Origin of the sequence: Brevibacterium sp. VCM10, from assembly GCF_000583215.1 — a bacterium.
Taxonomy (GTDB): domain Bacteria; phylum Actinomycetota; class Actinomycetes; order Actinomycetales; family Brevibacteriaceae; genus Brevibacterium; species Brevibacterium linens.
This window is the reverse complement of the sequence record NZ_JAJB01000020.1, coordinates 68046-90323: the sequence shown is the minus strand read 5'-3', so window position 1 is coordinate 90323 and position 22278 is coordinate 68046. Positions and strand designations below refer to the sequence as shown.

At 65.1% G+C, this 22278-nt stretch carries 18 protein-coding genes and 1 tRNA gene; 13 read left to right on the top strand and 6 right to left on the bottom strand.

Annotated features, from left to right (window positions below; all coding sequences use genetic code 11):
* Positions 1-296 precede the first annotated feature (296 nt).
* The 3 genes from AD89_RS18215 (at position 297) to AD89_RS0105700 (ending at position 2746) form a co-directional block, all read left to right on the top strand.
* Positions 297-917, top strand: a complete 621-nt coding sequence (locus tag AD89_RS18215) for a hypothetical protein (RefSeq protein WP_025777649.1) — start codon at positions 297-299, stop codon at positions 915-917.
* Entirely contained in the window at positions 914-1516 is a 603-nt protein-coding gene (locus AD89_RS18210; RefSeq protein ID WP_025777648.1) for an OmpA family protein, read from the top strand. The genes AD89_RS18215 and AD89_RS18210 overlap by 4 nt, the downstream gene beginning before the upstream one ends.
* Before the next feature lie 225 nt (positions 1517-1741).
* Entirely contained in the window at positions 1742-2746 is a 1005-nt protein-coding gene (locus tag AD89_RS0105700; protein ID WP_025777647.1) for an Ldh family oxidoreductase, read from the top strand.
* 63 nt (positions 2747-2809) lie between these two features.
* On the opposite strand, the gene AD89_RS0105695 is transcribed toward AD89_RS0105700, so the two are convergent.
* Positions 2810-4567, bottom strand: coding sequence for a PucR family transcriptional regulator (locus AD89_RS0105695; RefSeq protein WP_081770352.1), 1758 nt, complete (start codon positions 4565-4567; stop codon positions 2810-2812).
* Between the two features lie 113 nt (positions 4568-4680).
* On the opposite strand from AD89_RS0105695, the gene AD89_RS0105690 reads away from it, so the two are divergent.
* The 5 genes from AD89_RS0105690 to AD89_RS0105665 all read left to right on the top strand — a co-directional run bounded on the left by AD89_RS0105690 (position 4681) and on the right by AD89_RS0105665 (position 10700).
* Positions 4681-6165, top strand: coding sequence for a CoA-acylating methylmalonate-semialdehyde dehydrogenase (locus AD89_RS0105690; protein ID WP_025777645.1), 1485 nt, complete (start codon positions 4681-4683; stop codon positions 6163-6165).
* A gap of 79 nt (positions 6166-6244) precedes the next feature.
* Positions 6245-7675: an aspartate aminotransferase family protein gene (locus AD89_RS0105685; protein ID WP_025777644.1), complete on the top strand. Its 1431-nt coding sequence runs from the start codon at positions 6245-6247 to the stop codon at positions 7673-7675.
* A gap of 251 nt (positions 7676-7926) precedes the next feature.
* Positions 7927-9393: an inorganic phosphate transporter gene (locus tag AD89_RS0105675; RefSeq protein WP_025777643.1), complete on the top strand. Its 1467-nt coding sequence runs from the start codon at positions 7927-7929 to the stop codon at positions 9391-9393.
* Positions 9390-9623, top strand: coding sequence for a hypothetical protein (locus AD89_RS0105670; RefSeq protein ID WP_025777642.1), 234 nt, complete (start codon positions 9390-9392; stop codon positions 9621-9623). The genes AD89_RS0105675 and AD89_RS0105670 overlap by 4 nt, the downstream gene beginning before the upstream one ends.
* A 414-nt stretch (positions 9624-10037) precedes the next feature.
* A complete protein-coding gene (locus AD89_RS0105665) occupies positions 10038-10700 on the top strand; it encodes a hypothetical protein (RefSeq protein ID WP_155807379.1) in 663 nt (220 codons plus the stop codon).
* Positions 10701-10925: 225 nt separating this feature from the next.
* Here the strand turns inward: AD89_RS0105665 and AD89_RS0105660 are convergent, their stop codons facing one another.
* The gene (locus tag AD89_RS0105660) at positions 10926-12758 is read right to left on the bottom strand and encodes a phosphoenolpyruvate carboxykinase (GTP) (RefSeq protein ID WP_025777640.1); all 1833 of its coding nucleotides are present in this window, start codon (positions 12756-12758) and stop codon (positions 10926-10928) included.
* Between the two features lie 374 nt (positions 12759-13132).
* Between AD89_RS0105660 and AD89_RS0105655 the strand changes: the two genes are divergently transcribed.
* Positions 13133-13205 (top strand) — tRNA-Arg (locus AD89_RS0105655).
* Positions 13206-13306: 101 nt separating this feature from the next.
* A complete protein-coding gene (locus tag AD89_RS0105650) occupies positions 13307-14032 on the top strand; it encodes a hypothetical protein (protein ID WP_025777639.1) in 726 nt (241 codons plus the stop codon).
* Positions 14033-14066: 34 nt separating this feature from the next.
* Here AD89_RS0105650 and AD89_RS0105645 read toward each other — a convergent pair whose 3' ends face one another.
* The gene (locus AD89_RS0105645; protein WP_025777638.1) at positions 14067-14897 is read right to left on the bottom strand and encodes a DNA alkylation repair protein; all 831 of its coding nucleotides are present in this window, start codon (positions 14895-14897) and stop codon (positions 14067-14069) included.
* A 241-nt stretch (positions 14898-15138) separates the two neighbouring features.
* Complete coding sequence (gene argG, locus AD89_RS0105640; protein ID WP_025777637.1) at positions 15139-16560, bottom strand: argininosuccinate synthase; 1422 nt, start codon at positions 16558-16560, stop codon at positions 15139-15141.
* Positions 16561-16690: 130 nt separating this feature from the next.
* On the opposite strand from argG, the gene AD89_RS0105635 reads away from it, so the two are divergent.
* The gene (locus AD89_RS0105635; protein WP_025777636.1) at positions 16691-17203 is read left to right on the top strand and encodes a GNAT family N-acetyltransferase; all 513 of its coding nucleotides are present in this window, start codon (positions 16691-16693) and stop codon (positions 17201-17203) included.
* A gap of 226 nt (positions 17204-17429) precedes the next feature.
* Here AD89_RS0105635 and AD89_RS20330 read toward each other — a convergent pair whose 3' ends face one another.
* Entirely contained in the window at positions 17430-17885 is a 456-nt protein-coding gene (locus AD89_RS20330; protein WP_231488477.1) for a hypothetical protein, read from the bottom strand.
* Between the two features lie 894 nt (positions 17886-18779).
* The gene (locus tag AD89_RS0105625) at positions 18780-20327 is read right to left on the bottom strand and encodes an APC family permease (protein ID WP_025777634.1); all 1548 of its coding nucleotides are present in this window, start codon (positions 20325-20327) and stop codon (positions 18780-18782) included.
* Positions 20328-20536: 209 nt separating this feature from the next.
* On the opposite strand from AD89_RS0105625, the gene AD89_RS18205 reads away from it, so the two are divergent.
* Positions 20537-21703, top strand: a complete 1167-nt coding sequence (locus AD89_RS18205) for a CPBP family intramembrane glutamic endopeptidase (protein ID WP_231488475.1) — start codon at positions 20537-20539, stop codon at positions 21701-21703.
* Positions 21704-21798: 95 nt separating this feature from the next.
* Positions 21799-22275, top strand: a complete 477-nt coding sequence (locus tag AD89_RS18200) for a DoxX family protein (RefSeq protein ID WP_155807378.1) — start codon at positions 21799-21801, stop codon at positions 22273-22275.
* The last annotated feature ends 3 nt before the right edge of the window (positions 22276-22278 follow it).

The following is a 22278-nucleotide window of genomic DNA, read 5'->3' as shown; positions in this document are numbered from 1 at the left end:
CACCGGCTCCGCAGAACGGGAAACCCCCGCGTACCGCTGGAACAAGCGGACCGCGGGGGTTTTCTCATCCCGCCATTTCCACTCATGAGCGGCTTCAAAATGCATGTGTGGTGATCTGGATCAGGGCGCATGAATTTTGAAGCCGCGAGTGCCGAGAACTGTGTTCGTCTCGACTTATGTTCGATGTAGTGAAAGTTCACCTGTTCGGGGTACGGTGATCGGCGTCCGCCCCGCGCCACCGGAGCTCACCAGCAGAGATGCTGCTCCGGCGACTACTGAGGAGAACTCCCATCGCTATGCCCCTGATCCGCAGGACAGCTCTGTCCGTTGCCGCCGCCGCTCTGGCGCTGACCCTGACCGCCTGCACATCCGGAGACGATGCAGAGGACCCGAACCCCGAGGGCACTGAGACCCAAGGAGCCGGCCAGGAGTCCGGCGAGGCCGCAGGATCGACCGAAGACACCGGATCCGCCGAGGCGGCCGGCCTCGATCCGAATGATCTTCCCGATCCCGTCGCCTCCCAGAAGATCCCCGCGACTGTCGAGGGCGATGACACGGCCACGATGACTGTCGCGCTGTTCCCGCTGAAGCGTCAGGGCGAAACTGTCGTGGCGCAGTTCGCGTTCACCGTGAACTCGGACAAGGCAGACGAGGATGATGACGGCGACGATCTCTACGGCTACCTCGGCGATGCAAGTTGGACTCCGTTCCTCGTCGACTCGCAGAATCTGCGCAAGCACCATGTGCTCAAGTACACCGTCGATCGAGCGCAGACCGGCTACCAGAGTACGAAGTTCAAACCCGGCCAGACCCACTACGCATTCGCTGTCTTCGCGGCCCCGCCGCCGGATGTGGATAAGGTCGAGGTCTCCGTCGTCGACGGAATGAACCTCGTCACCGGAGTGACGATCTCGTGAGGTCCGCAGTCTCCGGTCCTGCAGCGGTGATCCTTGCTGCCGGCATTGTCATCGCCGGCCCACCCGCATTCGCGTTCGCAGACTCCGTGACTCCGCAGGACATCGCCGACCGAGATGCTCCGACGCCGGATGACTTCACCGGTCCCGACCAGTCGCAGATCGACGAGAGCATCGTCGAACTCGAACCGGGGATCCATGACCTGGAGAAGGGAATCGAAGACGTCGAAACGACGAAGGCCAGCGGCGGCGACACCGTGGTCACGCTCGACACAGACATCCTCTTCGACTTCGACTCGTCCGAACTGAGCGACGCCGCGATGAAGAAGATCAAAGACCTCGTCACGGACCTGCCGACCGACTCCGAGATCACTGTCGGCGGGCATACGGACTCCAAGGGCGACGACGACTACAACAAGAAGCTCTCCGAAGACCGCGCGAAAGCCGTCGCCGAGGTGCTCACCTCCGAGAACTCGGACCTCGACGTGACTGCGAAGGGATTCGGCGAGTCCGACCCCGTTGCGTCGAATGAGACGGGCGGCAAGGACGACCCCGAAGGTCGGGCGAAGAACCGCCGCGTCGAAATCCGCTACGAAGACTGAGCCCGTCCCCAGCCCGACGATCCGTTCCCCGCCGGCTTTCCCGTCGGTAACATCTGGAGCGGCGGCACGAGCGCTGCTGTACCCGCAGATGAGAACTGAGAACCCGCAGACGAGAACGGAGGAACGGTCAAGGAACTGCAGGGCCGATGACTGATTGAACGGTAGTCTGCTGGGTAAGGGCCGTGGTCGACGCCGACACGATCGGCCGCAGAGGAGGAGCGCACAATGACGAATGTATCCGACCGAATCTCTTTCGATGACCTTGTCTCTGCCATCGAAGCGAAGCTCGTGGCCGCCGGCGCTTCGCCTTCGGTGGCCGAAGTGCTCGCGACCAACTGCGCCACCTGCGAACGCGACGGCACTCTCAGCCACGGAGTCTTCCGCGTCGCCGGCTACCTCGATTCGCTGACCCGCGGCTGGGCGGACGGGGCCGCGGAGCCGAACATCGACGTCGTCGGTCCCTCCTATATCCGCATCGACGGACGCAACGGCTTCGCCCAACCCGCACTCGCCGAGGCGCGCCCGACGATCGACGAGGCGCTTGCCGAGTCCGGCGTCGCTGTCATCGCCCTGCGCAGCACTCACCACTTCAGTGCTCTGTGGCCCGACCTCGAGTCCTTTGCCCGCGAGGGTCGGGTGGCGATGGGCATGATCGCCAGCGGCAAGCTCGCCGTCGTTCCCGAAGGGGCCACGCGCCCGGTCTTCAGCACCAACCCGTTCGGCTTCGCCACTCCCGTGGCTGGTGCGGACCCGATCGTCTTCGACTTCTCCACGTCGTCGATGTCCCACGGGGACCTGCAGCTGCTGCGGGCCGAGGGCCGAGACGTTCCGGTCGGGACCGGGGTCGACTCGACCGGCGCGGACGCCACGGATCCCAACGCCATCCTCGACGGCGGCGGCATTCGCCCCATCGGCGGGCACAAGGGCGCCCTGCTGTCGTTCATGATCGAAACGCTGGCGGCCGGGCTGACCGGCGGTGCCTTCACCTACGAGATCGACGCGGAGGCCCCCGAAGGTGCCCACACCTTCCGCACCGGTCAGCTCTTCATCGTCATCGATCCCGAGCGCGGCGGCAATGACGCCTACCTGGGCCGAGTCCGCGAATTCGTCGAAATGCTCCGCGACGCGGGCATGGACCGTCAGCCCGGCGATCGTCGCTATGCCAACCGCGCCGAGGCGGCCGACCGAGGAATCCCCGTCACGGACACGATCCGCTCCCTGTTCGAATGACTCACCGGCCGGGCCACCGCGGGCTCACCGACCCGGCCACCGCGGGCTCACCGGCACCGCCCCTCAGCCGTGCATCCGCCACCACAGCAGCGCCACATGCAGTGCCGTGCGCGACTCCGCATCATCGAGCGAGACGCCGAGGCGGTTCTGCAGCTTCGTCATTCGTGCGTAGAGCGCGGGTCGGGACAGATACCCGGCCCGCGCCATCGCCGAGATGTTCCCGCCGTGGGCGAGGTGGAGCTCGAGGAAGTCGAGCAGACTCTCATCGGCAGGGGAGCGACGGTTCGCATCACTGCTGCTTTCTGCTGCGCTCGGGGAGCGGCCGGCGCCATCGCCGAGCAGGGGGCCGAGCTCGCCCTCGGCGAATGCCCGCATTCGAGAGTCATCGGCGAAGAGGGAGAGCAAGCCGCGGAGCCGGACGTCGGAGGAGCGGTAGAACGAGCGCTCGCGCACGTCGAGCGTCGCTGCCACCTCGGCGACCTGCGATGCGGAGTCGAGCCCGGCGACCGCACCGCACAGTGATGCGCTGCCGCGCCCGACGCCGACCACCCAGCTGGCCGCATACTCCTCGACCTCGTTCAGAAGACCGGCGAGGAGCTGCTCGGCATCCGAGCCGCCAGACGTCTCCGGTCGACCCGACATCTCTGTTCCGCCCGACCGGCGCGAACGACGTCCGCCCGATCCGGTTCTGGTGCCGGCCGCAGCGAGGACGAACCCGAAGACTCCCGACTGCAGACTCGTCACCAGACATGCCGAGCCCACACGCGCCGCGGCGGCGACGACCTCCTGGGTCAGCCCGCGCTCCTGCAGTTGAACGCGCGTCGGATCGGTGTCGGTATCCCGGTCGAGGCGGACGACGACGGGAAGGAACTGCGCCCCGGGCGCCGGAGAGAACCCCAGTGACCGAGCGCGCTCGAGGGCCGCACGGTCGTCGAGACCGTCGGAATCCGAGATCTCCCTGATCAGACCGCTCTGCGCCTGCAGCAGCAGATCCTGTTCGTCCCGATCGGCCATGCGGGTCAGCGTCAGCGCCTCTCCGGCCCGTTCGATGACCTGATCGAGGGCTGCTCTCGACTCGGCCGGGCGGGGCACGACGAGCCGCCCCCACCGGCGTGCCCGCATCCCGACCGGCGTCTGCCGCCAATCCGCCGCGGCTTCCACACCGGGCTCGGTGCTCGCCCCGGTGACGAGGCCCGCCCACTTCTGTGCCAGTGTCGCCGAATCTCGCCCCGCATGGGCGAGCACCCGGTGCGCGACGTCCTCGAGGATCACCGGAGTCCCCAGCAGCTCGGCGGTGCGGTCGACGATCGTCTGCGCTCCGGCCCGATACAGGCTCAGCTGGGTGTACGTCTCGTGGATCTCGCGGGCATGTTCGAGCTGGGAGATCTGCTGTGCGAGGAGACGTCGATGGGCAAACTCCGTGATCTTGACGAACTTCACCCGGTGCGGGAGCACCACGACGGGCAGATTCCTCGCCGAGGCGGCCTCCCGCACGATCATGCCTGCCGCCTCGTCGAAGGCCGAGCCCTCGTCGACGAGTTCGATGATCGTGCCCGCCGCTGCCGCCCGCTCGAGCTGGTCGAGGAACTCGGTCATCGCCTCGGGGCGGTGGCGAAAGGTCGTGGCCGTGGTGAGCACGAGCTCCCCACCTTCGAGGAACCGTTCGACATATTCGGAATCGGCGATGTGGACCCAGCGGATCGCCCGATCGAGACGTGCGTCGCCGGCGATCACCGCAGGCTCTGCAGCTCTGATCTCCTCGAATTCGAGCAGACCGGCGATGCTCAGAGACGGCCCACCCGAATCCATCGTAGTATCCATTGACACAGTGTAAAGCCTGAGCAGAATATTCTGACACTCTGACGCTGTTGGGATCGGCGGTGCCGACCGAGGATGGACTCAATCGACGTACCGACGACGCAGAAGGACACCACATGGCAACGCTGACCCATTGGATCAACGGACAGACCGTCACCGCGGACACGGACACCCGCCTCGGCGACATCACGAACCCTGCCACCGGAGTCGTCAGCGGCCAGGTGGCACTGGGCTCGAAGGCGACCGTGGAATCGGCGATCGCCGCGGCCTCGGCCGCCTTCCCCGCCTGGCGCGACACGTCCCTGGCCAAGCGGACCGCTGTCCTCTTCAACTTCCGCGAGCTGCTCAATGCGCGCAAGCAGGAGCTGGCCGAGATCATCACCGCCGAACACGGCAAGGTCGTCTCCGACGCCCTCGGCGAGGTCGCCCGCGGTCAGGAGGTCGTCGAATTCGCCTGCGGCATCGCCGGCCACCTGCGCGGCGGTCACACGGAGAATGCCTCGACGAACATCGACGTCCACTCCCTGCGCCAGCCGATCGGCGTCTCCGCGATCATCTCGCCCTTCAACTTCCCGGCCATGGTCCCGATGTGGTTCTTCCCCGTCGCCATCGCGACCGGCAACACCGTCGTGCTCAAGCCCTCGGAGAAGGACCCGACGGCGGCGAACTGGCTCGCCGAGCTGTGGAAGGAAGCCGGCCTGCCCGACGGCGTGTTCAACGTCGTCCACGGCGACAAGGAAGCCGTCGACACGATCCTCGAAAGCCCCGACGTCGCCTCGGTGTCCTTCGTCGGATCGACCCCGATTGCGAAGTACGTCTACGAGAACGGCACGGCCGCCGGCAAACGCGTCCAGGCGCTCGGCGGAGCGAAGAACCACATGCTCGTCCTGCCCGATGCAGACCTCGACCTCGCCGCCGACGCCGCCGTCAACGCGGGCTACGGGGCAGCCGGTGAGCGCTGCATGGCGATCTCCGTGGTCGTCGCCGTCGACTCCATCGCCGATGAGCTCGTGGCGAGGATCGCCGAGCGCACCACGACCCTGCGCGTGGGCGACGGGGCGACCGAGCCGGACATGGGACCGCTCGTCACCGCGGCCCACCGCGATAAGGTCGCCGGCTACATCGATGCCGGCGCGGAGGCGGGGGCAACGGTCGTCCTCGACGGTCGGGAGAGCGCCCCGGCCGAGGGGTTCTTCCTCAACCCGACTCTGTTCGACGACGTCACCCCGGACATGTCGATCTATCGCGATGAGATCTTCGGCCCCGTACTCTGCGTCGTCCGCGTCCCCGGCTACGACGAGGGCCTCGACCTCATCAACGCCAACCCGTACGGCAACGGCACCGCGATCTTCACCAACGACGGGGGAGCGGCCCGCCGATACGAGAACGAAGTCGAAGTCGGCATGGTCGGCATCAACGTCCCGATTCCCGTGCCCGTGGGCTACTACTCCTTCGGCGGGTGGAAGAACTCGCTGTTCGGCGACACCCACGCCTACGGCGACGAAGGCGTCCACTTCTTCACCCGCGGAAAAGTCGTGACCTCACGCTGGCTTGACCCCAGCCACGGCGGACTCAACCTCGGGTTCCCGACCAACGACTGAACAGACCACCATGGACGTCCGCCCCGATCACGGGGCGGGCGTTCACGCAACGATGCACCGTCTCGGCGAAGGAGCAGCCATGACCACTACCGCGGATTCCCCGCTCACCGAATCGCACCGCGACGCTGATCGCACCGGCGCCGACAGGATCGGCCCCGACCGTATCGAGGCCGGGCGACGTGCCCACGGACTCGACCGTGCGCACGTCTTCCACTCCTGGCAGGCACAGGGACCGTTCGACCCGATGACGGTCATCGACGCTGCAGGCTCCTATGTCTGGGACGGTGAGGGCCGAAAGCTCCTCGACATGTCATCGCAGCTGGTCAACACGAATATCGGCCACCAGCACCCGGCCGTCGTCGCCGCCATCCAGGAACAGGCGGGCCGGCTGTGCACGATCGCGCCGCAGCACGTCAACGAGGCCCGCTCCGAGGCGGCCCGACTCATCGCCGAACGCACCCCGGGCGACCTCGACCACGTGTTCTTCACCAACGGGGGAGCCGACGCCAACGAGCACGCGATCCGGATGGCCCGGCTGCACACGGGGCGGTCGAAGGTGCTTTCGGCCTACCGCAGCTACCACGGCGGCACGCAGCTGGCCGTCAATGTCACCGGGGATCCTCGCCGGTTCGCCAACGACTACTCCGCTGAGGGCATCGTTCACTTCATGCCCGCCTACCCGTATCGGTCGTACTTCAACTCGACGTCCGAGGCCGAGGAGACGCAGCGGGCGCTGGCCCACCTCGAAGACATGATCACCCTCGAAGGGCCCGGCAACATCGCCGCACTCATCCTCGAGACCGTGCCGGGCACCGCGGGAATCTACGCCCCGCCGGCCGGCTACCTCGCCGGGGTGCGCGAGCTGACGGCGAAGTACGGGATCGTCTTCATCGCCGACGAGGTGATGGCCGGCTTCGGTCGCACCGGTCGCTGGTTCGCCCTCGACCACTGGGACGTCACCCCGGACCTCATCACCTTCGCCAAAGGTGTGAACTCCGGGTACGTTCCGCTCGGCGGGGTCGCCATCTCGGACGCGATCTTCGAGACCTTCCGCGACCGTGCCTACCCGGGCGGACTGACCTATTCGGGACATCCGCTCGCCTGTGCGGCAGCGGTCGCGACGATCACCGCCATGGAGGACGAGGGGATGATCGCCAACGCCGACCGCCTCGGCGAGGACATCATCGGCCCGAGTCTGCGGGAGATGGCGCAGCGCCACCCTGCGGTCGGGGATGTGCGGGGGATGGGCTGCTTCTGGGCGGTCGAGCTCGTGAAGGACCGGACGACGAAGGAGCCGCTGGCAGCCTACGGCGGCAGCTCGCCGGAGATGAACGAGGTTATCGCAGCGCTCAAGGCCGAAGGCGTGCTGCCGTTCGCGAACTTCAATCGGATCCATGTCGTGCCGCCGCTCAACACCCCGGATGAGGACGTCAGGTCCGGCCTCGCCGCCCTGGATCGGGCGCTCGAAGTCGCGGATCGGTACGTCACGGAGCAGATTCGACACGCGTGACCGAAGCGTCGCCTCGGCGAGGGAATGGCTGTGTTCGGGCCCCGTTCGGAATGTGAGTGCTATTGCACTCTCAGCCGGGCGGGGCCCGTTTGCGCACGTCAGAAGTGAACAGAAGGTGAATGAGGTGGAGTCGGGTCGAATTGCGGGTGAAGAACAGTTGAATCTGTGGGTAGACTTCTGCGGGATAGTGATTGCTGGCCGTCAGCTGCATCATCCACGGTCCGAATAGTGTCTACACCCAAGGTCGATTAGTGGAAATCATCTTCGTCGTCGTGCTCGTCATCGCACTGGCGCTGTTCTTCGACTTCACCAATGGCTTTCACGATACGGCCAATGCCATGGCCACCCCGATCGCGACCGGGGCCATCAAACCCAAGACCGCGGTCACGCTCGCTGCGATCCTCAACCTCGTCGGCGCCTTCCTCTCCACCGAGGTGGCCAAGACCATCTCCGGCGGCATCATCAAAGAAGGCGGCGGGGGAGTCCAGATCACTCCCGACTTCATCCTCGCCGGTCTCATCGGCGCCATCATCTGGAACATGGCGACGTGGCGCTTCGGCCTTCCGTCCTCCTCGTCCCATGCACTCTTCGGCGGCCTCATCGGTGCGGCTATCGTCGGTGCCGGACTCAACTCCGTCGACTACGGAGTGTTCCTGTCGAAGGTCGTCATCCCGGCTCTGGCGGCTCCGCTCATCGCCGGCTTCAGCGCCTACCTGTGCACGAAGATCGCCTATGCGATCACTCGTCGCAACGAGGAGGGCAAGACCGCTCGCCGTGCACCGTTCAAATACGGACAGATCTTCTCGTCCTCGCTGGTGGCGCTCGCCCACGGAACGAACGACGCGCAGAAGACGATGGGCGTCATCACCCTCGTCCTCGTCTCTGCGAACCTGCAGGAGCACGGCACCGGTCCGCACATCTGGGTGATCACGGCGTGTGCGCTGGCGATCGCGTTGGGCACCTACGTCGGCGGTTGGCGCATCATCGACACTCTCGGCACGAAGCTGACGACGGTCAAGGCCGCGCAGGGCCTGTCGGCCGAGACGTCGACGGCCGCAGCTATCCTCGCCTCCTCGCACCTCGGCTTCGCACTGTCGACGACGCAGGTCGCCTCCGGCTCGGTGCTCGGTTCGGGATTGGGACGTAAGGGCGCCGATGTCCAGTGGTCGACGGCCGGACGGATCGCCTCCGGTTGGCTGCTGACCATCCCGGCCGCCGCGATCGTCGGCGGGCTGGCCGCCGGCATCGCTCACCTGGGCACGATCGGCGTCGTCATCGATACGGTCATCGCCGTCATCGTGGTGCTCTGGATCTACCTCAGCTCCCGTCAGGTCGAAGAGACGGACATCTCGAACTTCGACACCGTGGGTGAGGCCGTCAACATCCGCGGCCGCAAGCGCAAGCTGCGCAAGGACCGCAACCGCAAACGCGCTCAGGAGAAGCGGGAGGCCCGGTACGAGGCCTGGGCAGAGAAGCAGGCGGCCAAAGAGAAGCGCCGGGCACACCGTCACGCCAAGAAGAACGGGGCCGTTCCCGCCGAGGCGACGACAGGATCGTCGGCGTCCGGCTCGACGACCGGTTCGGCGTCCGGATCGAGGTCCGGCTCGTCGACCGGATCGACGTCCGGTTCGGCGTCCGGAGCCGATTCGGGGCGTGCATCGAACACCGGAGCCGATTCGAGTCGGGCCGATGCGAGCGATCAGGGAGACGCGAAATGATCGAATGGAGTTCCTTCGCCATCGTGGCTGCCGCGACATGGGTCTCGGCCATCATCGTCATCACGCTGTTCTCCGTTGCCGTTCGCATGCGCGCGGCACATCTCGATCGGGTCGACGAGGGCCGCAGCAGCTCAGGGCTGCAGGTCGCCTACTGGACGGTCTTCGGAGTCTGCGGAGCAGTCGTGCTGCTCGGCGTCTACCTCATCGTCCCGGCTCTCCACGGCGCCTGACACTTCGGGTGCCGGACGATTCGAGCGCGTTCTGTGAAAGCGTGCTGAGGCACTCCTGGCGCCGCGGTGCATCCCTCACCGTTCGTGGCATAACCAGCCGCTGGATTGCCGTCGGTCTCCGTTAGCGGCTACTCCTACAGTTGCGCCGGGGCGCTATGGCACTGCGACGGTGTTTTGCGACTGCTGAGTGGCTGTGAGACTCACGCGATGGAGCATCACCGCCGAGTGGTTGTGCCGCTGGCGGTGTGGGATGTGGCCGATACTCAAAGGCCGCGTTGGCGTGTTTCGGGTAGAGAGGCCGTGCGCTGAGTCCTTTCGGGCTTAGGCGCTGCGTGAAGCGAGTGATGGGAAGCTGACGGGCTCGGCTAAGACTCGTCCTGTGAGCAGATGGCGGGCTCAGCTTAGACTCGTGGTGTGAGAACTCCGCCGCGCAACACTCGATACTTCGCCGATCTGCAGAAGGAGGTCGCCAAAGCCGACCGTTGCCGTATCGACCAATGGCATGCGGCGATGCGGCGCGATGGATGCGTAGTGTTGCGGACCAACCTGGTCAAGACTTTCGCGATGGCACTCATCTGCTGGCTGTTCGTCGGAGCGATCATCCTCACCTTCACCGTCACCCCTGCCTCGACCTGGAACCCGATGTCCCCTGGCTTCGGTGGGTGGCCGATCTTCTTCCTCCTTGTGGTCTTCGCCATCGGCTTGGTGCTCTTCTGCGTTGGAGCGCTGTTGTGGACATTTGTCTTTCCCTTTGTGCGACCACAGTTCGTCGTGTCGAGATGGGGCATGGAGTCCTCATGGTGGAAGCCTGGCGGGCGGGTCAGGCAGTTCGCAACGCCGTGGTCAGGCATCGTCGACATCGGCGGAGAGTTCCAGTGGAGGAAAGGGATGCTCCCGGACGCGCTGGTCGTAACGATCACTGCACGCGGTGCGACCGCTCATCGGAACGCGCTGATCGGTACCGTCAGGAAGCCGGAGACGGTCACCTATCGCGTATTGAGGGAGCTCAAAGCGAAACCGCGTGATGTCTTGGTATTTCTCCGTGAGGTTCACAGGGCGCAGGCGGCGCATTGCTGAGTCTGCGCGGCTTCGGCCCTGCAGTCCGGAGGCACTGACGAATCAATGGCGGGTCCCAAACGGTCGAACGCGCACCCGCAACGAAATACGACAATCCCCCAACCACCTCGGCGGCGGTTGGGGGATTGTCGATGAACGGACGGCTCAGACTGTCAGCGATGAAGCCAAACGACTCAGACTAGCCACACAGCCAAACGACTCAGGCAAACGACTCAGGCAAACGACTCAGGCGAGGCCGAGGCGCTGGCGGAGGTTGTCGACCTCGGCACGGAGTTCGGCCGGAACCGAATCGCCGAGCTCGGCGTACCATTCCTCGATGAGGCCGAGTTCGGTCTCCCACTCTTCGGGCTTGATGGCGAGGGCCTTGCGCAGCTGCTCGTCGGTGAAATCGAGGCCTTCGGTGTCGAGACCGCCTTCGACCGGGGTGAGGCCGAGCGGGGATTCCTGAGCATCGGCGGTGCCGGTGACGCGTTCGAAGACCCACTTGAGAACGCGTGAGTTCTCGGAGAACCCGGGCCACAGGAACGAGTTGTCATCGTCGCGGCGGAACCAGTTGACGTAGAAGATCTTCGGCAGCTGGGCACCCTCGGTGTTGCCGATGTTGATCCAGTGCTGCAGGTAGTCACCGACGTTGTAGCCGATGAACGGACGCATCGCCATCGGGTCGCGGCGGACGACGCCGACGGCACCGGTGGCAGCTGCGGTGGTCTCCGAGGAGAGCACCGAACCCATGAACACACCGTGCGTCCAGTCCTTGGTCTCGGTGACGAGCGGCATCGTGGTCTTGCGGCGACCGCCGAAGAGGATGGCCGAGATCGGCACACCGTTCGGGTTGGTCCACTCGGGAGCCAGGGTCGGCACGTTCGCGATCGGGGTGCAGAAACGCGAGTTCGGGTGAGCGGCGGGGGTATCGGACTCGGGAGTCCAGTCGTTGCCCCTCCAGTCGGTGAGGTGGGCAGGTGCCTCGTCGGTCTTGCCTTCCCACCACACGTCACCGTCGTCGGTCAGAGCGACGTTGGTGAAGATGTTGCCGCCGGCCTCGATGGCGCGCATCGCGGTGGGGTTCGTCGTGTAACCGGTGCCCGGCGCGACGCCGAAGAGCCCGAACTCGGGGTTGACGGCGTAGAGCTGGCCGTCTTCGCCGAAGCGCATCCATGCGATGTCGTCACCGAGGGTCTCGGCCTTCCATCCGGGGATGGTCGGTTCGATCATGGCGAGGTTGGTCTTGCCGCAGGCCGACGGGAACGCGGCGGCGACGTACTTGACGACGCCTTCGGGGTTCGTCAGCTTGAGGATGAGCATGTGCTCGGCGAGCCAGCCCTCGTCGCGGGCGATCGCGGAGGCGATGCGCAGCGCGTAGCACTTCTTGCCCAGCAGCGCGTTGCCGCCGTAGCCGGAGCCGAAGGACCAGATGGCGCGATCCTCGGGGAAGTGAGTGATGTACTTCGTGGTGTTGCAGGGCCAGGCGACATCGTCCTGTCCCTCTTCCAGCGGAGCGCCGACGGAGTGGACGCACTCGACGAACTTCGCGTCCTGGGCGTCGATCGCATCGAGGGCGTACTTGCCCGAGCGAGCCATGACGAGCATGGAGAGGACGACGTAGGCCGAATCAGTGACCTCGATGCCGAACATCGGCTGGTCCGCCTCGGCGTGGCCCATGACGAAGGGGATGACGTACATGGTGCGTCCGCGCATCGCGCCCTCGAACAGCGGGTTGAGGGTTTCCTTCATCTCCGCGGGAGCGACCCAGTTGTTGAGCGGACCGGCGTCCTTCTCGTCTTCGGAGCAGATGTAGGTCCGTCCCTCGACGCGGGCGACGTCCTCGGGGTCGGAGGCCGCGTAGTAGGAGTCCTTGGTGCCGTTGACGCGCTGGATGGTGCCGGCTTCGACGAGCTTCTCAGCGATCTCGTTCTTCTGTGCTTCGGAACCATCGATCCAGACGATGTCGTCCGGGGTGGTCAGGGCGGCGATCCGGCTAACGAACGAGAGCACTGACTTGTTCTCGGTCGGTGCGTTCTTCAGCTGGTCAGCGACGACATCATGGTCGAGGACAGTCATGAGTGGTCTCCTGGTGGGTCGTGTGTGGGGTTTCGTCTCCGGCGGCTGGCGTCCGTCGAGCGGTTGGTACATATCCACCGTAGGATGTGAGCGGAAGCGAAAGACGCGTGTTTCGGTCACTCGAAGATGTGCATTGGATCACAGCCAGAGGGTCATTGACGTGAATGTAGCAATCGGTTGACGTGTCGTTTCAACTGAGTGACGGTTTATTTCACCTATGATCGATGGCTGAAATCTGCAATTTCATGCTCTCTCGCCGAGGCGGCTCTGACCGTGAGTGCGAATGTGGCGAAGCGCACGTGGGTGCGATTTGAGCTTCGGTGAAACTGGTGTGTATAGTTGTTCGAGTTGCAGGGCGAAAGTCCAGGCGACATGCGCCACTAGCTCAACGGATAGAGCATCTGACTACGGATCAGAAGGTTGGGGGTTCGAATCCCTCGTGGCGCACAGAAGGAGAGTCCCTCACCTGGCAGGATTGCCGGTGAGGGACTTTTTCGTGTGCCCCGGAGTCAGGTTTATCCGGGCGTTGATCCGAAGGTTGGATTCTGTTGGGTGCTGAGACGAGGAAAGCCCGTCGCCATCGTGAAGAGCTCGGTGAGGTCATCGCGGTGTTCGCCGACCGCCCAGGACCGAAGACGGTGACGGGGTTCGTCCTCGGGTGGGTGCTCTTCACAGTTCTGACATTCATCAACCCGGGGGAGACGCCATGGCTGGCGATTGCTCCGGGTGTCATCTTCGCGGTGATGTTCGGTCTGATCCTTCTCTATCTCTCGGGTGAGCGGCTCATCGTGTGCGAGCGCGGGATCCTTGTCGGCTCCATTGCCCCGGGGATTCGTCCCTACGCCATTCCCTATCAGCAGATCACGCCCGGCAGCATTGCCGGGGTCGCCGGTGCGAACAGATATCTCAAAGAGGTCGGACTGCAGGGACAGATCGCGCAGTCGACCCTGCGAGCGTCCTTGTGGACGAAGAACGGTGTCCACTTCGTCGCCTGCTCGGCCGAGGACGCCAGACGTGGACGCAGACGTTTCACGCTGGCGCTCGACCCGATTCCCAGGTCGATCGACGGCCGGTGGATCTGGTTCGCAGGGACCGGGCGGCAGTCAGCGAAGTCGGCGATCGAGGCCATCGCTCGGGCCGCCTTGGCGGCGGGGCATCCGCAGCTGGCTCAGGTCGCGCTCGATCGCGGAGTCGTCGAGCTGACCGGCAACCCCGAGGACGCAGCACGCCAACTGCCCGGCCACCCGCCGGTCCGCAGGGGCGGAGTCAGATAGCTGGGACTTGGCTCACCTGCGGCCGGGCGTCGAGTCATCTGGCGGTGAGAACGGCCTCACGCTGTTCCGTCGACAGGCGTTTGACGGCCTCCCCGATCGTCACCCCTGAGGCACGGTGGGCGCGCGGGAGGATCCAGTCGAAGACGAGGTCGGGGCGTTTGCGCGAGGTATCGCGCAGAACCCAGCCGATGGCCTTGCGGATGAAGAATTCCTTCTCCTCGAGCATCGCATCGGCGAATCGGGTGAACCTGTCGAAGTCGCCGCGGCCGTGCCGCAGCGGGACCAGGTGTGCCAACAGGGCTGAGCGGCGAATCCAGAAATCCTCATCGCTCGCCCAGCGCTCCAGGACGGGGTCGAAAGCGGCATCCCGTTCGCTCAGAGGGCCGACAAGATCACCGGCCAGAGGGTCGATGAGCGCCCAGGTCTTCGCCTCGCGGAGCAGGCCCTCGATGAAATCCGCATCTCCGCCGCTGAGTCGGTCCTTCGACTGGATGAGAACCATCGTGGCCGCGGCGCGTCGTTCGTGGACGGGAGTGGGGTGCCCTGCTGGCACGGCGCCTGTGACCATTGGTTCGGCGCGGCCTGTGTCCGTTGGTTCGGCACTGCCGGCTGAGTCGTCCGACGACGTCGGCGGGGCCCAGAGGGTTCGGGCAAGTTCGATGACCTCATCGTGGCTGAGCTTCGCTGTGCGCAGAGCGGTGCGAACGACGGCACGTGTATCGGGCACGCTCACCCCGTAATGGAGGAGTTCGCTCTTGAGGTAGGCCTTCTCCTTCTGGGCGCGTTCGCTGCTGCCACGGGCGCGCAGATCTCGGTCGACCACCTCGTCGGTGGTGTGGGACTGGTACCGGGAATCGGAAGTCATGGAACGAATCTTTCCACGGCACCGCCACCTGCGGGTGCGCGCACGGCGGTTAGCGGTGAACGCGAAACTGCCGGCAGGCGCACTCCGTCGATCGCGATGATCGGGGAGTGTGCCCGCCGGCCGTTCTCTGTTCTCAACCGGAGGCCGCGAGTCTCATGCTGCGCAGTGTCTCCGGAAGTTCTGGGGGCCTTCGGTTCGGGCTGATCTCAGTCCGTGCCGAATCCTGCGTCCGGTCAGGACCTCAGTCCGTGCCGGCGTCGAAGGCCGAGGAGAGGTTGGCGAGGTCGCTGGCCTCGTCCACTTCGGCGTTGGAGTTCGCGATCTCTTCGGCGCCGCCGGCCTCCAGCGAGCCCACGAGCTCCGAGGTCGGCCCGGACACGATGCCCATGGCTGCGTACTGCTCAAGGCGGGCACGCGAATCGGCGATGTCGAGATTGCGCATGGTCATCTGGCCGATGCGATCCTCGGGTCCGAACGCGGAGTCACCCACGCGCTCCATCGACAGCTTCTCCGGATGGTAGGACAGGTTCGGGCCCTCGGTGTTGATGATCGTGTAGTCGTCGCCGCGGCGCAGGCGCAGGGTGACCTCGCCGGTGATCGCCGAGGCGACCCACCGCTGCATGGACTCGCGCAGCATGAGCGACTGCGGGTCGAGCCAGCGTCCCTCGTACATCCGGCGGCCGAGGCGACGGCCCTCTTCGTGGTAGAGGGCGATGGTGTCCTCGTTGTGGATGGCGTTGAGCAGGCGTTCGTAGGTCACGTGCAGCAGCGCCATGCCCGGAGCCTCGTAGATGCCACGGGACTTCGCCTCGATGATCCGGTTCTCGATCTGGTCGGACACGCCGAGTCCGTGGCGGCCGCCGATCTCGTTGGCCTTGAAGACCAGGGCAACGGGATCGTCGAAGACTTCGCCGTTGATGGCGACGGGACGGCCGGCCTCGAAGCGGACGGAGACCTCTTCCGACTTGACCTCGACGTCATCGCGCCAGGCGGCGACGCCCATGATCGGTTCGACGATGTCGAGTCCGGCGTCGAGGAACTCGAGGGTCTTCGCCTCGTGCGTGGCGCCCCAGATGTTCGCATCTGTGGAGTAGGCCTTCTCGGCCGAGTCGCGGTAGGGGTAGCCGTGCTCGACGAGCCATTCGCTCATCTCCTGCCGGCCGCCGAGCTCGTCGACGAACTCCGAGTCGAGCCACGGCTTGTAGATGCGCAGCTTCGGGTTGGCCATGAGGCCGTAGCGGTAGAACCGCTCGATGTCGTTGCCCTTGTAGGTCGAGCCGTCGCCCCAGATGTCGACGCCGTCTTCCTTCATGGCGCGGACCAGCATGGTTCCGGTGACGGCGCGGCCCAGCGGGGTGGTGTTGAAATAGGTCTTGCCGCCGGAGCGGACGTTGAACGCACCGCACTGGAGGGCGACGAACCCCTCTTCGACGAGCAGGCGCTTGGCGTCGACGAAGCGGGCGATCTCGGCACCGTATTCCTTGGCACGCTCGGTCACCGACTCCAGGTCGGGCTCATCGTACTGGCCGATATCGGCCGTGTACGCGCACGGGATGGCACCCTTGTGGCGCATCCACGCGACCGCGCAGGAGGTGTCCAGTCCGCCGGAGAAGGCGATTCCAACGTGCTCACCGACTGGGAGCGAAGACAGTACTTTCGACATGGCACCAGCGTAACGTGAGTCTCTGCCGATTGTCGAATTGTTATGCATGGGAATGTATTTTTATGTGGTTGGGGTGAGTGAGGCGATGGAATCTCGCCGAGGCGGCCCCGCCGATTGCTATCGTGAACAGGTGACGAATCCTCCCGCGCCTCAGTTCTCTGTCCGCGCCGAGGCGCGCGGCGACACCGACGCGATTCACGCGCTGACCGCGGCTGCCTTCGGCCAGGTCGACGAGGCGGAGCTCGTCGACGCCCTCCGCGCATCCGGCAATGGACTCGAGGGTCTGTCGTTCGTCGGCGTCCTCGACGGTGAAGTCATCGCCCACGCCATGCTCTCCCGGTGCTTTGTCGGCGACGTTCCCGGGGTCTGCCTTGCCCCCTGTTCCGTGTGGCCCGAGCACCAGTGCACCGGTGTCGGCACCGCCGTCATCGAGGCGCTGCTGGCCGAGGCTGCCCGCAGGGGTGAGGCATTCGCCGTGGTCCTCGGCCATGCCGAGTACTACCCGCGCTTCGGGTTCACCCCGGCCTCGGGCTTCGGCATCACCCTGCACGTCGAGGTTCCCGACGAGGCGCTCATGGCGATGTCGTTGGCCGGCGAGGTGCCTGCGGGTGCCCTGGCCTTCGCGCCAGAGTTCGGGGTCTGAGGCAGAGCAGGCGGCGCGACGGTGCTGGCGGCCGCTATCCGGTCTGCTGCCAGCTTGGTACCTCCGCTCGCGGTATCTGCCCACGAAGCTGGCTTCACCCGAAACAGCAGGTCGCAATCGGATATTTGCGCGTGGATATAGGTCAGCATCGGACACTAGCGGCAGAACTTAGGTCAACATCGGACACTTTTCGACGCCAGAAATGTCCGATGCTGACCTACATTTTTCACTGCAGTCCGAGATGTCGGCGGATGTCGCGTTCAAGTTGACGACGATTGGTCGACTTCGTTACTCGCAATACCGTCCAGCCGGCGGCTTTCAGTGCGTTGACTCGGTCGATATCAGCGGCCCACTGTCCCTCTGATGTCCTGTGAAAGTCTCCCTCGTACTCCAATGCGAGTTTCTCCTTCGGGTAGCCGAGGTCGGGATGCAGGGTCCGGTCGATCGTCGGGCAGTAGACGGCGGGGTGGACGGCAGGTTCCGGAAGGCCTCGGGACACGGCCCACAGGCGGAGGTCGGTCTCCATCGGCGAGTCGACATCTTCCCGAATGAGTTCAACAGCGGCCTTGAGCTTCGATCTGGCCCTGAGGTGCCTCGTCTCGGCGACGTGCTCGACCAGAGACGGCAGTGTGAATTGCGGTGGGCTCTTCCAGTCGCCGATCGCCGCGTCTCCGATCTTCACCAGCGACTCCACGGAGCAGACGGAAGCAAACTGACTGAATACCTGCAAAGGACTCAAGGTCGGCAGGCCCAGCCATGAGATCGATCTGAGCATTCTCATTCGGTGCAGAACGACGCCTCGTCTGCGAATGCGCTTATTGGTGTCCGATGTCCCCAGGTGAAGATCGTTTCGTCTGAGTGATTGCGGCAATGGCCATCCATACAAACGCGCGGCAGTCTCTCTGCAGGCTACGACTCCCGGGTGTCTGTGGACGAGTGCCCTGAGCAGTCTCGCCTCATCGAGCCACGCGTCATCTGCCCACGTCGGAACCGGATACTCGGTGGAAGCAGAGTCATCGAAACGGAGCCCCCAAGAAGCCGGGGGAAGCCCGCGCCCGGCCCGGATCTCGTAGTCGGAAGCTCCCCGTGCTCGCGCCTCGGAGACCGAGAGAACTGCCGGATAGTGTGCGTAGATCAGTGGATGTTTCATGCACAGATCGTCTACTTGGACTCAGCGTGTGGGAAGACCTGCCTGAGGCGGCTGTGGGCAACCGTACTGCATCCACAGCCCGTATGCGCCTGAGTCAGGCCATTTGTCCACAACCGGTCGAGGGCGGAGCTGGGGGTGACCTCAGGCGATGTCAGCGCGCCCGGAAGAAGCTTCGGATGTCCCGGCGACGGCTCGAACGAAACTCTGCACAGGAGTGTGTGTGCGAGTGGACTCAGCGAGACGCGTAGTCAGGGCGGCATAGGGTGTGCGCGAAATAGTGGTCACCATCGGACTTCCGGGCTAGAGAATTAGGTCACCATCGGACATTTATCGAGTCAGAAAGTATCCGATGGTGACCTGAATTCGAGCACAGTGTCCGTTTGTGACCACTATTCGGGGAAGCGGCCACGCCCGACCCCGCGCCACCTACAGCTTCGCGCGTTGGGCGCGGATCGCCTCGGCGACGGCGATGGCGTCACCTTCGGGAGCGTCGGACTTCCGATCCGGACGTGCCGTGAACAGGTAGATGAATCCGGAGACAAGCACGACGACCAGACCGATGAGCACGATCCAGTCGGCGAAGAACGATCCGGAGTCGCCGGGAAGCGAGAGCAGGACCATCGCGAAGATGCCGTAGGCCAAGGCCGCGATGTTGACGACGACGCCCCAGCCTCCCAGCGACCACGGCCCCGCCGGTTTCCACCCGCGCAAACGCTGACGCAGCGCCCCGAGGACGACCATCTGGAAGGCGAGGTAGATGCCGAGGATCGCGAACGAGGTCACGGCGACGAGGATTCCGTCGTTGAACCAGATGAGCACGCAGATCAGAGCGGGTGCGGTGCAGGCGACGATGAGGGCGTTGTGTGGGATCTTCGTTCCGTCGGTGACCTTCGACAGCCACGTGTGCCCGGGCATCATTCCGTCACGGGCGAAGCTGAAGATCAGTCTCGATGCGGCGGCCTGCAGGCTGAGCACGCACGAGATGAACGCGAGGATCGCAACGAGCAGGAAGATCTTCGCACCGACATCGCCGAGGCTGCCGGCGAGGATCGCGGGAATCGGGTCGGCGACCTCGCCGGCGACGATCTCCTCGAGATTCGGTGCCGCGAGCACATACCCGCCGAAGGAGAACAGTGCGGAGATCGCTCCGACGAAGATCGTCATGAGCATCGCCTTCGGAATGCCGCGGGCCGGATTCGACACCTCCTCGGCGACGTCGCCACACGCTTCGAATCCGTAGAAGAGGAAGAGCCCAGCGACTGCGGCTCCCATGAAGACGGGCAGGTAGCTGCCGTCACCGGCGGTTCCCATGGTGTCGAAGAAGACGGAGAAGCTGTGCTTGCGTTCGAAGATGAGCAGGAACAGGCCGAGCCCGATGACGCCGATGAGTTCGGCGAAGAGGCCGATGCGCGCGATGCGGGCCAACCATTTCGTGCCCGAGAAGTTGATCGCCAAGGCCAGCACCAGCAACCCCAGGCCGAGGAACAGAGTGGAGTTGCGGCTGAGTTCGAGGCCGAAGAGGCTTGCGAGGAATCCAGCACCGAATTCCGCCACCGAGGTGATCGTGACGATGAGTGCGCAGATGTAGATCCAGGCGGCCATCCACGCATATCGCTTGCTCCACAGCCGCCTCGCCCATGGGTAGATTCCGCCGGCGATGGGGAACTGGGAGACGACTTCACCGAAGACGAGGGCGACGAGAAGCTGCCCGCAGGCGACGATGACGATCCACCAGATCGAGGGCGGACCACCGGTCGACAGTGCGACGGCCAGCAGCGAATAGACGCCGACGAGCGGTGAGAGGTAGGTGAAGCCGAGAGCGAAGTTCGCCCACGGGCTCATCGACCGCTCGAACGAGTCACCGTACCCGAGGACGGCGAGGTGGTCGGAATCGGAGAGATGGCCATCGGCACGATTGCCCGCGGAGGTGTGAGCGTCCGCGGGATGGTGGGCATTCGAGGGGAGATCGGACATGATGCAGTTCCTTCATTCGAATCGTCGTTGATCCTGTGCTGTTCGCATCGTATCTCCGATTCTCACCTGCGGAAGCGTTCTCGTCCGTGCGGCTGATCGCGATTTCCGCCTCGTGGCGGAGGTACCGAACGACGGTGAGTCATAGCGTGGAATCACAGGCACGGACCACCGTCGAACCGGTGGACACAGTGCAGGAACGAGGAGGAACCGTGAACACGCAGACGCACACTCAGGCAGGATTCGCCGAGGCGAACGGACCGACCGAGCCATCACCTCAGCCCACTGTCCAACCCCATCCGCCCGGAACGACGGATTCCATGCCCGGTCCTGCCGCCTCAGCGATGGAGGGATCGCACACCCCCACCGAGGAGGTCGACGCGAAAGGGCGACCACTCGCCGTCGTGCCTTCCCGGGTCCCGTGGCTCGAGATCGGCATCTTCGCCGTCATCGCCTTCGGCCTCGCGTGGCTGGCCTGCCTGCCTCTGTGGACTTCGGGCGAGGGCATCAGCGACCCGCTCGCCGTGACGGTCTACGGCGGACTCATGATGTTCACACCCCTGGTCGCCAGCATCATCGCTTCCATCGTCCAGCGCCGCCGCGCCCATGCCAGGGGAGAGGTTTTGGCCAGCGCTCCGCGCTACTTCGGCTTCTGGCCGTTGCGTCCCTTCGGTCGAGTCATCGGGGTGACCGTCGCGGCCTTCTTCGGCATCATGGTTCTCGTCGTCCTCGGCTTTCTGGTCAGCGCCGCGTTCGGATGGCTCGCGCTCGACCTCACCGGGCTGTCCGCGTTCAAGGAACAGCTGGCCACACTCCCGGGTATGGAGTCGGTGCCGATTGCGGTCGCTGTCCTCGGTTATCTGCTGCTCATGCTCGCAGGCTCGGTATCCAATTGCTTCGTCACGATCGGTGAGGAATTCGGCTGGAGGGGATGGCTGCTCACCAGCCTCCGCCCCCTGGGCACCTGGCCGGCTCTGCTCATCGTCGGCGTCGTCTGGGGTCTGTGGCACGCACCGCTCATCCTGCTCGGCTACAACTTCAACCGCCCCGACATCACCGGCCTGGGACTCATGGTCGGCGGCTGCATCATGGTCGGCATCCTCTTCGGCTGGCTGCGCCTGCGCACCGGATCCGTGTGGCCGGCCGTCTTCGCCCACGCCGCACTCAACGGGTCCAACGCGATGCTCCTGGGGCTGCTGATGGACTCCGGTGCGTCGACTCCCGACCCTGCGCTCATGACTCTCCTCGGGGTTTCGGGTTGGATCGTCTCTGCCGTCGTCGTCGCCACACTCGTTCTGACGGGGCAGTTCCGGAAGCAGCCGGAGCTGGGGATCAAGAAGGCTACCCCCGCAGCACCAGATCACCGGCAGACCGTCTGATCACCATCGAAACATGACGCCGGGGCCGGCCTCGAAATTGAGGCCGGCCCCGGCGTCCGTTAGGCTCAAAACCCCATAGACCTAAGGAGTCCCTTGTGATTTTTGGCCCATCGCTGCTGCAGACGGCAGGACGTATGCTCACCGCACCGATCTTCATCACCGGCGGACTCTCGGCTGTGAAGGATCCCGCGGGCAAGGCGGCGATGGCCGAATCGACTCTCGATTCCATCCGCGAATACGTGCCCGGACTGCCCGATGACAACGAGCTGCTCGTGCGCATCAACGGCGGCGTGCAGATCCTCGCCGGTGCCACCCTCCTGCTCGGCATCAAGCCGCGACTCTCGGCACTGGCGCTCGCCGGGTCCCTCATCCCGACCACGCTGGCCGGGCACTCGTTCTGGGAGATGGAAGGCGGCGACGCGAAGGCCCACCAGACCCAGTTCTCGAAGAACCTCGCGGCCCTCGGCGGACTGCTCCTCATCGCCGGGGACAGTGACAACACCAAGGCCATCGAGAAGGCCGCAAAGAAGGCCGCTAAGAAGGCCGAGAAGCGCGCCCTCAAGCAGGCCTGAGGC